The following is a 13142-nucleotide window of genomic DNA, read 5'->3' on the forward strand; positions in this document are numbered from 1 at the left end:
TAGGAGCTCACAGCCCGAACGCCGCTTGCCAGCCGCCGAAATCGGCGACTGGCAAGGTCAGAGCTCGTTCAGAACAGACGCTCGTCCCGGCCAAGGCATCGGACCAGGATTGCACGGGTCCGTCCCTGCCACTATCCTTGAGGCGAGACACGCGCTGGCCCGCATCCAATAGGAGCGCCCCATGCCGACCGCGACCCTGGCTCCCCTGGACGAGACCATCACGATCGCGGAGCTGACGCGCGATCCCTATCCGATCTACCAGCGCCTGAGACGCGAAGCCCCCGTGTTGCGGGTCAAATCCGTGGGCCGGACGTTCCTCACCAAGGCGGCTGATACCAGATATGTGAAGGACAATGCGGCGCTGTTCTCGTCCAACGATCCGAACACGCCGATGAAGCGCGCCTTCCTCGCGCATACCTTGATGCGCAAGGATCACGACGAGCACCGGGCCGAGCGCATGGCGATGATGCCCGCCTTGATGCCGAAGACGATCGAAGCCGTCTGGGAGCCGCTCTACACCAAATTCGCCGCTGATTATCTCGACCGGCTGCCGCGCGGCGAGGTCGTCGATCTCTTCCCCGCCCTCGCAGGCCCCTTGGCCGCGCGCATTCTCGCTGAAGTGATGGGCATTCCCGACGCCGGCGATGCCGACATGCAGCGCTGGTCGCAGGCCCTGATCGACGGCGCCGGCAATTTTGGCTGGACGCCGGGGCCGTTCGACGCGTCTGATATCGCCAACGCGGAGATGGACCGCTGCATCCGCGCCAACATGGAGCGCGTGCGCGCCGAGCCGGATTCCTCCGCGCTCTCCTTCATGGTCAACGCGAAGAACCCGATTCCCGAGAGCCAGATCATCGCCAACATCAAGATCGCGATCGGCGGCGGCATCAACGAGCCGCGCGACGCGCTGCTGACGATCCTCTACGGCCTGCTGACCAATCCGGAGCAGCTCGCCGCCGTCCGCGCTCAGGACAAATGGCGCTCCGCGTTCGAGGAAGGAGTGCGGTGGGTGGCGCCGATCCAGGCGAGCTCACGCCTCGTGATGGACGACACCGAGATTCGCGGTTGCCTGATCCCGAAGGGCGACACCGTGATGACGATCCAGGCCTCCGCAAACCGCGACGAGGACCTCTTCGACGATGGCGAGACCTACAACGCGCTGCGCGACCCCAACCCCCACCAGGCCTTCGGCAACGGCCCGCATCATTGCGCCGGCGCGCACCTCTCGCGGCGCACCGTCGGCGCCATCCTGCTGCCGATGCTGTTCGAGCGCTTCCCCGACATGACGCTGCCCGATCCCGCGAGCGTGCGCTGGCACGGTTTCGGCTTCCGCGGCCCGCTCAATCTGCCGGTTCGGCCGCAGTAGGACCGGCCCGCGGGGCCTGCGGATGGAGCGGCGTCGCGCGAGGAGACGAGTTCGGGCGATGCTGGACTGATCGGCGACGACGTCACGATCGGCTGACGGTCCGCGATCCGGCCGTGGATCCTGCCCTGGATTCGGTCCTGGATCGGATCGCGGGAGCGGACGGCACGCTTGCTCCGGTCAAGTCGTCGCATGTCGCCACGGCGGCGTGACGCACCGAGACGATCGTACCGGGCCGGCCGGGCACGGTCGTGACCTCGGCACCGAGCTGCTTCGCCAGGGCCATGATGATGCCGGTGCCGAGGCCCCCCTTTGGCCGGCCGCTCACCTGCAATTTCCCCGTTCCATTGTCCGAGACGGACAGGGTCCAGCCGGCTCCGGAGGACTCGTAGATCACGGTGATCAGCCCATTCGCGGTGTCCTCGGGAAAGGCGTGCTTGAGGGAGTTGATGACGAGCTCGGTGACGATCAGCCCGAGACTTTCAGCTTCGCTCGTCGTCGCCTGGCCGTCGCCGCGGGTTTCGATCCTGGTCCGCTGCTGGTCGGCGATCATCGATTGCGAGATCGCCTGGCAGAGCCTCGCGAAATGCGGTCCGAGCGCGATCACGCCGCTGCGCGCGGAGGTGTGGAGACTCTGCTGGATGTTCGCGAACGAGATGACCCGGTCGCGGGCGTCGTCCAGGTGGCGTCGCGCCTCCTCGGAGCCGACGGAGCGTGCCTTCAACGAGATGATGCTGGCGATGATCGCCAAGCTGTTGCCGACGCGGTGCTGAAACTCCTCGAGCAGCATGTCCTTCTGACGCAGCAGCTCCTCGTTCCGGCGCGCCATCGCGCGCTCGCTGGTGACGTCCTCGAGGCCGAGCAGGATGGTCGTATGGGACCCGACCGTGTAGGACACCTGCCGGGCGTTCAGCCGCATCGCCCGGGGTCCGACGGCGGGAAAAACGTGCTCCACCTCGAAATCATGCAGCGCGCCGGTGTTGGAGAAGATCTGGCTCAGCCACGACTTCAGCGCCGGAATATTCCAGGCGCCGTCATCCAGCTCATAGAATAGTTGTCCCAGCACATCCTCGGGCGCCGCGGAGAAGGTGAGATAGAACGAACGGCTGGCGGCAATCACGCGGAGATCGTGGTCGAGGACGAGCAGCGGCTCCCGGACCGTGTCCACAATGGCTTCGGCAAGTGCGCACGCGTCAGACGCGTCGGAAAACTGCTGCTTGAACATGTGGTCCCCTCCCTACGCAACACTTCACCCCGTCCACGAACGCTTCGCGCGTCCCGCCTTCAAGCGGCGAAACGAAACGCGGAGCCCGGCGGCGAGTTAGGGGCAGCTGGCGACGCGGACGGAGCCGTCTGTGCAAGACAGACCACCCGCGCGCTGCACACCCCGCAGCTAGTTCTGCTGCTCCGCCTGCAGGTTGTCGTTCAGGACGGCTTGCAGCAGCGCCGGATAGACGACGATCTCGCCGTCATATTCGATCAGGCCCGCCCTTCTGAACTTGTTCATGAAATGACTGACGCGCGACCGCGTCGTGCCGATCATTTCGGCCAGCGTTTCCTGGCTGATTCTTGGAATGACCGGCAGCGGCGTTTCGTCACGGCCGTAATTGGCCATCGTCAGAAGCAGCCGCGCCAGCCGCTTTTCGCTGCTATGGAAGAGCTGGTCGATCAGGTCCGCTTCGAACCGGTCGATCCTGGCCAGCAGAAACGCGATGAACATCTCCGCAAGCTCAGGGTAGAGGCGAAGCGCTGCGATCATCGTCTTCTTGGCGATGGCGGTGACCACGCAATCCTGCAGCGCGAATGCCGAGCCGGTATGCACCGCCTGCCGCGTCAGACAGCCTTCGCCAAGAAACTGCCCGGCATCGACGATGCCGATGACCGCTTCCTTGCCGACGTCGTTGACGACGGTCAGCTTGATCTTTCCCTGTTGGAGAAAGAACAGGACGTCGGCCGGATCGCCCTGGGCGAACACGCTTCCCCCCTTGGGAACCTTCAGGACCTTCTGGCCCGGGCAAACCTTGTCGAGAAAGGCCTTCGGATCAAATCTGGCGAGGTTCGAACTCGGCACAGCCCCCATCCCGCTCGATGGACATGTTGATGGACATGCCTAACTTTTACGGTGGAAACCGCCTCCCGCTTTGCGCTAGATCAATCTGCCTATCACCCTCCGATTGAGCTCTCGGCGAGGCCGGGGCGCCGCGAGCACCATTCTGCAATCGATGCGAGACCTTCCATGCGATGTCGCCACTCACATGATGGAGGATGCTCACGGCGGAGCCGCCTCGTACGAGAGACCGACGTCCACCAGACCCCGTGCGTTCGACCATCTCCTCAGCGCGAGCCGGCCGAGCGAATGAGACCTCATCGCATCCTCGCGGTCGTTCATCCGTGGTGATCGACCACCTGTTTGGGTTGCACGGACCAGGCCGCGGGCGCGTCGTCACGGTCGGCTGCGGCCGCAGCCGCCGTCGCCTGCACCTTGCCGGGCGCGTGATGGGCCGGCGCATAGATCGCATAGACCTGCATCGGCGTCGGGCCGATGTTGGCGATGTTGTGCCAGGTCCCGGCCGGAACGAGCACGCACCAGCCGTTCGACACCGTCTGGTCGAATGTCAGCCTGTCCTTCGCGGGCCCATCTGCACCCGGCCGCGGCCGGCATCGAGCCACAGGAACTGATCGGTTTCCGGATGCGCCTCCAGGCCGATGTCGCCGCCGACCGGAATCGACATCAGCGTCACCTGCAGATTAGCGCCCGCTCCAGGCGACCGACCGATAATTGGCATTGTCCCGGGTCGCCCGCGCGATGTCGAATGCCTGCGGCTGCGGCCCGATGTCGGTGATCTCATCAGCAAGCACATCCATCACGGATCTCCCAACCGGCGGCATTGCAGGCAAACCGTCCCGCCACGCGTCTAGCGATGATCGCGAAGCTGATCGGACACCGCCTCCTTGCCGAAGGCGTGGTCGAGCGCGCGCTCCAGCTTGTGGACCGCGCCACGCACGGCCTGCTCCATGAAGCTGTCCTGATGCGCCGCGACGATCGGCTCGCCGCCGTCACGGTGCACCTCGATCTTGCAGCTCTTGTCATCGTGACTGGGCTTGTGGCTCACCGCGTCGCTGAGCCGCACGTCGATCCGCCTGACCTGATCCTCATAGCGATGGAGCACCGCATGAAGCGACGCCTTCACGTCCTGCGACAACTGCTCACCGCCCTCGACGTTTCCATCGGCCCTGACGTCGATCAACATCCGTGTCTCCATCAGGTGAAGCGTCAAACGTCGCAGGATGGAATTCGCGATCATGATCGGCTCCCCGGCATGGTCGTCATCCAGGCTTCGACGTCGCCGCACGGCACGCGACGCCATGACACGTCATTCGCGGGCGGCGGCCACGACTGGACGCCCCGTGATACAGCGGGTCTGAAGCGACGCTTGATCCGCCTCGGGCCTTTCAGGCGCGGCGAAGCGGCCGTTCAAGCGCGTCTCCCAATGTCTCCCGCGACCAGACTGCCAGAGGCGAACGCGAGCGGCTGATCAATATTGCTCAGTCAACCCCGGAGAATCAGGCGCAACCTGCGGCGACCCAACTTTCGAGTCTGCACCGGAGATGGGATGATGGATTGTCCGATCACATTTCGCTGCCCCCAGACCGGGTCCGAGGTCGATGCCATCCTGCACCAGCCGAAAGACGACTGTCGGTTCGAGACCGTGACCTTCGAGACCGTGAGCTGCCCGGCCTGCACGAGATTTCACTTCATCCACGCCATGACCGGCGCGCTCATTCCTCCGACGCTGCTCGGCCCGGCGAATTGGACGCCGTAGCGGCGGGCTCGAAAGGCGAACGTCCCGTCTCGCACGTTCCTGTGCCAAGGCCGTTGCGGCGGCATCAACGAGCCGCGCGACGCGCTGCTGACGATCCTCTACGGCCTCCGGACCAATCCGGAGCAGTTCGAAGCCGTGCGCGCTCAGGACAGATGGCGCTCCGCCTTCGAGGAAGGCGTGCGCTGGGTGGCGCCGATCCAGGCGAGCTCACGCCTCGTGATGGAGGACACCGAGATCCGCGGCTGCCTGATCCCGAAGGGCGACACCGTGATGACCATCCAGGCCTCCGCCAACCGCGACGAGGAGCTGTTCACCGACGGCGAGACCTACAACGCGCTGCGCGACCCCAATCCCCACCAGGCCTTCGGCAACGGCCCCCACCACTGCGCCGGCGCCCACCTCTCCCGCCGCACCGTCGGCGCCATCCTGCTGCCGATGCTGTTCGAGCGGTTTCCGAAGATGGAGCTGGTGGATGCGGCAAGCGTGCGGTGGCACGGGTTCGGGTTTAGGGGACCGCTCAATTTGCCGGTTCGCAGTAGGTCATTAAGTGCACTGTCACCGTAATTCCACCGTAATTCCAATTTTGTAGCGGATTTTGTACCCGTGAAGCAATTGTAAGGACGCCTTTCCACGGCCTTTTGCCTTCAGGGGCCTGGGAATTGACGAATGCCTCTGGACAGAACCGCAAATTTGGTTCTTATTTCGTTCCAGGGCTGAAGGGTAAGGGGCGGTCCCGGCCGAGACCATATTCCAACTGAAAACTGTCTCGTAGGCGATGCCGTGCTCATTTTGCGAGCCTCGGACAGTGATTCGCGTCTCAAGGGTTCAGAACAGTACGATGAGCGGCTTAAGAAAAACCACCGGTTCCACTAAATTAGGGACAGCGGCGGGGTCACAGCTCGTCAAGTCGCAGCTCGCCCACCTGACCAAGTTTGCGAGCGACCGATTAAAGGTCCGCAAGGCAGCATCCGAACTTGCGTTGGAGCTGGACACCGCTTGGAAGGGCAACCTATCTCATCCCACTGGGCCAATTGACGTCGTTGATATGTTTGCCGGTTGCGGCGGCATGTCGGCCGGCTTTCTCGCGGCGAATTCAGTGATCCCCGCCTATCGGTTGGCCATGGCAGTCGATATCGATGAATTGGCTATGCAGACCTACGAGGCCAATCTCGGCCTAAAGCCCTGCGCAGTTGATCTGCATAGGTTCGCAAAAAGGCAGACAGGGATTGTCAAGCAAGTCCATGAGGCTCGTCTCTCGAAAGCCAACCCGTTGGTTTTGATAGGGTGCGCGCCGTGCCAAGGCTTCTCGTCTCACCGGAACGCGCACGGCCATTCAGATTCAAGGAATTCGCTTTTCGTCACGTTTGCGCGCATTGCCGCCGCCATCGGGCCCGATGCGATCATTGTGGAGAACGTGCCAGAGGTCATTACTGATCAATACTGGCCAGTGATGGTCGAGGCTCGACGAATTCTGAATCGCGCCGGATATCAAACGGTGCTCACGGCGCATGACATGTCCGAATTTGGGGTGCCACAACAACGGTACCGTGCCGTGATGATTGCGATGCGACGCCCGTTTAGAATGCCTCGCGGCTTCCTTGGTGGCGAGGAGCGCCGGACAGTGCGTCAGGCGATTGGCGCGCTTCCTGAAATCGCCGCTGGCGAAGTCTGCTCGACGGACCCGATGCACTTCACTGCGGGTCATAGGCCGTCCACGATCCAAACGATTATGGCAGTCCCCCTGGATGGTGGCCGTCGCCCGCCGAACGTGGGGCCGGAATGCCTGAGGCGTGCCGCAGACCGACAGGGCCGGTCAGCTTATGATGATGTTTACGGACGCCTCTGGTGGGATAAGCCTTCCATCACAATCACGGGCCACGCCCGAAATCCTGCAAGTGGCCGATATGTCCATCCGACCCAGCACCGCGGCCTTTCGGTGCGAGAAGCAGCGCTTTTACAGGGCTTTCCATCTCGATGGCTTTTTAGCGGTGGCCTTGGTCCAGCATTCATGCAGGTCGGGAATGCCGTTCCTCCGGCCTTTGCGGCGTTTCTAGCGGTTCACATGATCGGTGAGATGATGGGGCCAGCTGTTGAAAAATTGGACACTGAGGTGGACATAACCCAGTCCGTAGGGCCATCCTTTTCACGACTCATCCCAGCGCTCAAAGCTGGACACAGACATTTGCACCCGCCGGCCCTCTAGAGAAACTCGTGAAGCCAACAGCACTAGATTTATTTTGTGGCGCCGGTGGCCTGACACGAGGCTTGATGGAAGCCGGCTTCAAAATCTTGGGAGCGATAGATTCCTGGGAGCCGGCAATCTCCAGTTATCGTGCAAACTTCGTGGATCATCCCTCATGGCTAAGAGATGTCGCCTCGCTCGATGCGGCGAGCTTTAACGAGCTGGGAATTCCAAGCGGGATTGATTTGGTCGCTGGCGGACCGCCCTGTCAGGGGTTCTCGGTTCAACGCATAGGAAACGACGAGGACGAGCGAAACGACTTAGTCCTGTGTTTTGGCCGCGCCGTTATCGCATTGAAGGCACGAGCTTTCATAATGGAGAATGTGCGGGGCCTTCTCGGCGCTAGAGGCAAAACGACCGTAAGGCGCTTCTTAGCGGAAATGGAACGAGCAGGATATTCAGTTCAGCATCGCGTTCTAGAAGCTGCAGACTTTGGCGTGCCGCAGGCTAGGCAGAGAGTTTTCTTCGTCGGGTTACGCGGGGGTGAATCCGGCGCGTTCGAATTCCCCTATCCTACTGTAGCTCAGCACAAGACGGTCGCGGAAGCCTTAGCAGATCTAAAATCACCGCCAGAGGATTTGCGACCTGTCCCGGGAGACCCTCTTCACCGCCGGACGAAGCTGTCAAAGCTGAATTTGTTGCGTTTGAAACATGTACCACCTGGTGGCGGCTTCGAGGACATTCCCGTTGAGCTAAGGGTCAATTGTCACAAGGCCGGCGCGGGGCGCATTGGGCATAGAGCTGTTTACGGAAGACTGCATCCGGATCGGCCCTCAGCGACCATTACTGCCCGCTTCGACAGTTTCACACGCGGCCGTTTTGCGCACCCCTTCGAAGATCGCAACATAACCCTAAGGGAGGGTGCGCGGCTTCAGGGCTTCTCAGACGAGCACATCTTCCTTGGAACACAAGAAGACGTCGCAGCTCAAATTGGCAATGCCATTCCGCCACCACTCGCCACCGCTGTTGCCGCAGCAGTTGCCAAATCTCTCGCCGGCGATAACTCATCCTCCCGCTGGCACTTGCGCAACCATCAGCCAGAACTTCCATTGTTCGCCCTGTCAAACTAGCGAGCGAGGCGACAATGCCCGCAACGGTATGGTCAACTTCGTTCCATTCCAGCTTTTCGGTAGTGCCCGCCGGCAAGCTGACCGACAAAGCCGTTGATTTGTTTCTCAACGGTGAAGGTCAAACAGACCAGCAGTTGCTTGCTCAGTGGCCATATGATGAAGCACGAGGCGCGCAAGGCGGCACGCCTGACCCGAAGCGCTATCGTGACATGCGACAACTACTGCAGACCATTGGTCTTGTTTACGATGAGGTGATCGAAGGTAAGACCGTTGTGCATGTTACCGAGCTTGGGAAAGCTTTGGCAAGATGGCGTCCAAGTCTCCTTTCTGAGAATGTTCGGATTATAGCGCGCCATGGCAGTCTGGCGTTAGCTGCTTGTCAGCTGCGAAATCCAACGCGGAACGGAATGGAGTACGACCCGATCATGAAGGTCTTTCCTTTCCAGTTCATCTGGAAGGCAATGCTCGCCTTGGATAATCGCATAACCTCAGACGAACTGAACCGCGAAATCTATCGCACGAAGGACGAGGCCGATTTAGCTCAGGCTATCCAGCGGATTCGGCAAGCCCGACTCGCGAACGATCTAGGACTCCTAAGCCCTGAAGTGATCTCAGGAGATAGAAAGAACGATAGAGTCCTTGTTTGGGTGGGCTGGGCATCTTTTGGGTGGTCTCTCATCACGGACAAGCGCAACAGTGCCGATGGTCAGAGCTATACAATCAAGGACCGGTGGGCACTGCGCACTTTGCAGGCCGCAGCCCAGGTAAAGCATCGTCACCGCGATTTTCAGAGCGTGCCTGAATATGTCGAATACTTATCTCGTTGCGCGGCCATCCCAATGAATCACCTGTAGCGTCGTTAAAACTCCTGTAGACTTCCGAACGATTCGGAGATGGAAGATGGCAGGACCAGCAACCGAAGCGCGGGTAAAAGAAGTCGTCGACGCGTGCGCAAGATATGGCGGCTCGTCAATAATTGCGCTGGCGGGAGCCCCGGCAACCGGCAAGAGTCACATCGCGATCATAGCCGCGCAGCGACACGCTGGTGAGCCAACGCGTGTTAAGGAAATACAATTTCATCAATCCTTCACGTACGAGGAATTCATTGAAGGGCTTCGGATCGATTCGACTGGAGCGGTCCAACCGACCCCCGGCGTTTTTCTCGATTGGAATGAGGATGCTTCTGCCGACCCCGTGGCCGATCATCGGTACGTCCTACTGATCGAGGAGTTAACAAGGGCGAATCTCTCAACGGTACTGGGTGAGCTACTCACTTATGTCGAGCACAGAGACAGGGATTTCGAGACCCTATTCAGCCGTACAAAGGCCAGGATTGCAAAAAATCTCACTATCCTCGCGACGTTTAACCCGGTGGATAGATCTGCATTGTCGATTGATGACGCCCTGCTTCGTCGACTTCGCATTATCGACTTTCTACCCGATGATGATCAGCTGGCAGAGATGCTCGGACAAGAGGGGAGAAAGGTCCCACTCCACGTTATCGAAAAGCTAAAGTTGGTTTTCGATCGATGCCGACAGCAACACGGCCCTGACTACGAAACTCTCATGCCCTTCGGCCACGGCATTTTCAGCGAGGTCTACTCCGAAGCAGACTTGTACGCGCTGTGGCACCAGAGGATAAAACGAATTTTACGGCGGCCTCTCCTGGACCCACACCCCTTCACAGACACCATCGAAGAAGCATTCCCTTGGCGGGACGCCCCGCAATTCAGGCTGCCCGTGCCTTCTACCGCGGAAGGAGAGGCCACGACAGCAGAACAAGCTTCCTCGACTCCGACCACGAGTAGTCAATGACGAAGGTTGCTGTCCGCGAGAGGGGTATCGCGATTGTCAAGGGCGCCTTCTGGAAGGATATCTTTCTTAGTCCAGAGTTTCAGGATCTAGCGGATCGAAAAATACTTTGGGCGAGATTCGGCAAGCATGAAAGTTGGACCATCGGCGCAGGAGGCTATGTCGGCCGCGCGCTGTTTGGAGAAGTTGAGCTTGAAATTCGCGAGAAGGTCGCCGGGGCCTTCGTGGCAATGGCTCAGGTTCTAACTCCCCGTGCGTTTATCCTTGCTCGCGCACAATCTCCCCTCATTTTTGACGAGGTACCCCACACGGTTTTAGTTCGAATGTTCCTCGCCGCTACCCGCACCTATCTCTCAGGCGCGAAACAGGTTGAGTACCAAAATTTCGAAGAAACCGGCGCGTATGCTGCTGGGCGTCTCAATGTTCCGCGTACGGCAGCTCTGCGAGCGCGCGGCACCAGACATAAAGTTGCGTTTCGACGTACACTGCTATCGGACGATATTCCACTTAACCGAGCTATCTATCTTGCGCTTGCTAATGTTATCGCAGGGTTCGGTTCTGGGCCGCTTCGGGAGTTGGTGACGAATGCCCTGACGTTGCGCGCGGGATTCGCCGAGAGTAGCCACTCAAAGACGCCCTTAAATCGTGTAGAGGCCATTGCGGTAGCTCTTGACGAAGCAGCTCAACCAGACAGGAGGCGGGAGGTTTCGGAAGTAGCAGCCCTTGCAGCTGCTGTACTGCAAGCAGCCACCTTATCGGAGGATAGACCGCATCAGGGCGCGGCGCCGCGCTCGTGGTTTTTAAATTTGGAAAACCTCTTTGAGCGAGTCGTTCGAGAATGCGTTGCAAGACTGCTCATCGGGAAGGCTCACGTTAGCGGCCCGATAGAGCGCCCTCCTCTTTTTCCAAACATATCGAATCGATTTCGGGCCAATCCTGACATCGTTGTGCGTTGTGCTGGAGAAACGTGGATCCTTGACGCAAAATACAAGGATCTGGATGGTTGGCCGTCAACGAGCGACGTTCACGAACTCCTGGCCCATTCCGCATCGTTTAACGCGGCGAAGGCGGCACTGGTTTATCCCTCTGGTACTAGTTTTTTCGTAAGGTCGTTGGGTAAAGCGAAGACCGGCTGCGAAGTGTGGGTTTTCGCTGTCCCCTTCGCTGAGCTGTCGTATGCAATTAGCCAAGCTCTCCAACAGCTCGGTCTGCCAGTGGCGCCACCACTCCCAGCGGCGGCTTAGATTGTTCCGATAGCCTCTACCAACCTTGCAGCTGCAAATGCTACTGTTTGGCGTCAGCGGCGCGCTCTAATGCCCGTCGAAGTCTTTGCTCAGCAATGTTCGGAGTTCGTAGGCTGTGCTCCCAAACGCGAACCACATTCCAACCCATTGCGCGGAGTTGCGAGTCAGCAGCCTTATCTCGTTTCCGGTTTCGCTCAACCTTCTGTTTCCAAAATTCGGCATTGTGCTTTGGCGCGCGGTAGCATTTTGGGCAACCATGCCAAAAACAGCCATCAAGGAAGACGGCGACCTTCGCTTTCGGAAACGCTAAGTCGGGAGTTCCAGGCAAACGCAAGTGGCGACGCCAGCCTGTCAGGCGCGCTGCACGCAGCCTGCGCACCATATCGAGCTCAGTAGAACGATTTCCCTTACTCCGAACACGCGCCATGTTGGCGCTCCTCTTCGGATCGACCGGTGCCGGCGAAGGATTCCGTTTCGTCATAGCATTTTTACCGCTGCACATGACACGAGGCGTGAGGTGGTCGGCGACTGGCGAAAGCCTCGACCACTATCTTACTATGGCATCCAATAGAGCCATGCAAAATCGATTCGCTGAGATTCCAGAATACGTTTGGTATAAAACCTAAATGCAAGCATAGGTGTTGGTCGTTACTCACTGAAAAAGCAGCAGCAAGTTTGGAGCTGCCCGTCGTGCCAGTTTGCCGCATTCCGTCGGGCAAATCCGGCCTTGTGTCGTCGGGCAAATCAGATCGATCCTCTTCGCCGTCTCGCGCTCACTGAAGGGGCGTTTCGCGATCGTCACGGACCGTGGAGCGGGAGATGCGGTGGCCGCCCGGGGTCGCAGTGCGCGTTTCGCGTGCGGACGAACGACCTCAAGCGGACGGTCAAGCCGTGTGGTCCCGACACCCCGACGCTGGTGTCTTGGTCGGCGACATCCCGATGACGGGGGCAAGCAAGCCCGGTCCCCTGGGAGAGCACGGAGCAGCCGTTCAACCCATCGCGCAGGGAAGGCCGGTTGTTCGGCCAATCCTGTGGTGACTGCCGCCTGCTTTTCTTTCTGCAGGCGGGCCATGGGTGCGGCCTGCACCCGGCCTTCCCTGCGCCCTTCTCTATGAGGGGCGTGCCGATGAGCAAAGCTCGGACGCGACAGCGCGCCGCGAGGCTGCGGAGCCGCGCTTACAGGTCAGACATGAAGGGTTGAGCGCCGGAAATGGCGCTCCCTAGGGGAATCGAACCCCTGTTTCAGCCTTGAGAGGGCCGCGTCCTAACCGCTAGACGAAGGGAGCGTGAGGTGAACCGCATAGCCTCGAAATCGCCGCGCCGCAAGACGGGGATGGGAATTTTGTGGGGTGAGTGCCTCGAGGGTCTTTCCCCGTGGGGACCCCCACCCCCGACCCCTCCCCGCAAGGGGGAGGGGAGTGGGCTGCCCGGGTGGCGAAGGGATCGGCCATCATAGGATGGAAACAGCCGGCCAAGGCGGCGGTGGGCTCCCTCTCCCGCTTGCGGGGGAGGGTTGGGGTGGGGGCGCTGCCGGCGCCGGTGCCAATGGAGAGAGTTCCCCCACCCGCATCGCATCTTCGATGCGAT

At 60.4% G+C, this 13142-nt stretch carries 12 protein-coding genes, 1 tRNA gene and 1 pseudogene; 8 read left to right on the forward strand and 6 right to left on the reverse strand.

Annotated features, from left to right (window positions below):
• Positions 1 to 181 precede the first annotated feature (181 nt).
• Positions 182 to 1366 carry a cytochrome P450 gene (locus QX132_RS08530; protein WP_316160733.1) on the forward strand — a complete coding sequence of 395 codons (1185 nt, stop codon included), beginning with the start codon at positions 182 to 184 and terminating at the stop codon, positions 1364 to 1366.
• Positions 1367 to 1448: 82 nt separating this feature from the next.
• Here the strand turns inward: QX132_RS08530 and QX132_RS08535 are convergent, their stop codons facing one another.
• From QX132_RS08535 to QX132_RS08550, 4 genes are all read right to left on the reverse strand, one after another.
• The gene (locus QX132_RS08535; protein ID WP_316160735.1) at positions 1449 to 2588 is read right to left on the reverse strand and encodes a sensor histidine kinase; all 1140 of its coding nucleotides are present in this window, start codon (positions 2586 to 2588) and stop codon (positions 1449 to 1451) included.
• A gap of 168 nt (positions 2589 to 2756) precedes the next feature.
• Positions 2757 to 3443 carry a Crp/Fnr family transcriptional regulator gene (locus QX132_RS08540; protein ID WP_315736294.1) on the reverse strand — a complete coding sequence of 229 codons (687 nt, stop codon included), beginning with the start codon at positions 3441 to 3443 and terminating at the stop codon, positions 2757 to 2759.
• A 305-nt stretch (positions 3444 to 3748) separates the two neighbouring features.
• The gene (locus QX132_RS08545) at positions 3749 to 3964 is read right to left on the reverse strand and encodes a hypothetical protein (protein ID WP_316160737.1); all 216 of its coding nucleotides are present in this window, start codon (positions 3962 to 3964) and stop codon (positions 3749 to 3751) included.
• A 314-nt stretch (positions 3965 to 4278) separates the two neighbouring features.
• Positions 4279 to 4668, reverse strand: a complete 390-nt coding sequence (locus tag QX132_RS08550) for an HPF/RaiA family ribosome-associated protein (protein WP_316160738.1) — start codon at positions 4666 to 4668, stop codon at positions 4279 to 4281.
• Positions 4669 to 4977: 309 nt separating this feature from the next.
• Between QX132_RS08550 and QX132_RS08555 the strand changes: the two genes are divergently transcribed.
• The 7 genes and pseudogenes from QX132_RS08555 (at position 4978) to QX132_RS08585 (ending at position 11555) form a co-directional block, all read left to right on the forward strand.
• On the forward strand, positions 4978 to 5187 hold the full coding sequence (locus QX132_RS08555; protein WP_315756027.1) for a hypothetical protein: 210 nt from the start codon (positions 4978 to 4980) through the stop codon (positions 5185 to 5187).
• 57 nt (positions 5188 to 5244) lie between these two features.
• Positions 5245 to 5751, forward strand: a pseudogene (locus tag QX132_RS08560) (cytochrome P450); the annotation flags it as partial.
• A gap of 274 nt (positions 5752 to 6025) precedes the next feature.
• Positions 6026 to 7390: a DNA cytosine methyltransferase gene (locus QX132_RS08565; protein ID WP_315795738.1), complete on the forward strand. Its 1365-nt coding sequence runs from the start codon at positions 6026 to 6028 to the stop codon at positions 7388 to 7390.
• A gap of 8 nt (positions 7391 to 7398) precedes the next feature.
• Entirely contained in the window at positions 7399 to 8499 is a 1101-nt protein-coding gene (locus tag QX132_RS08570) for a DNA cytosine methyltransferase (protein WP_315795736.1), read from the forward strand.
• A 14-nt stretch (positions 8500 to 8513) separates the two neighbouring features.
• Positions 8514 to 9353, forward strand: a complete 840-nt coding sequence (locus QX132_RS08575) for a hypothetical protein (RefSeq protein WP_315795734.1) — start codon at positions 8514 to 8516, stop codon at positions 9351 to 9353.
• 46 nt (positions 9354 to 9399) lie between these two features.
• Positions 9400 to 10314, forward strand: a complete 915-nt coding sequence (locus tag QX132_RS08580) for an AAA family ATPase (protein ID WP_315795732.1) — start codon at positions 9400 to 9402, stop codon at positions 10312 to 10314.
• Positions 10311 to 11555 (forward strand): 5-methylcytosine restriction system specificity protein McrC, encoded by a 1245-nt coding sequence (locus QX132_RS08585; protein WP_315795731.1) that lies wholly within the window; start codon positions 10311 to 10313, stop codon positions 11553 to 11555. Before QX132_RS08580 ends, QX132_RS08585 begins: the two co-directional genes overlap by 4 nt.
• Before the next feature lie 40 nt (positions 11556 to 11595).
• On the opposite strand, the gene QX132_RS33025 is transcribed toward QX132_RS08585, so the two are convergent.
• Both QX132_RS33025 and QX132_RS08590 read right to left on the reverse strand, forming a co-directional pair.
• Positions 11596 to 12057 carry a very short patch repair endonuclease gene (locus QX132_RS33025; RefSeq protein WP_410052852.1) on the reverse strand — a complete coding sequence of 154 codons (462 nt, stop codon included), beginning with the start codon at positions 12055 to 12057 and terminating at the stop codon, positions 11596 to 11598.
• Positions 12058 to 12766: 709 nt separating this feature from the next.
• Positions 12767 to 12841 (reverse strand) — tRNA-Glu (locus tag QX132_RS08590).
• Positions 12842 to 13142: the final 301 nt, after the last annotated feature.

The organism is Bradyrhizobium sp. SZCCHNRI20481, assembly GCF_032485055.1.
Lineage (GTDB): Bacteria > Pseudomonadota > Alphaproteobacteria > Rhizobiales > Xanthobacteraceae > Bradyrhizobium.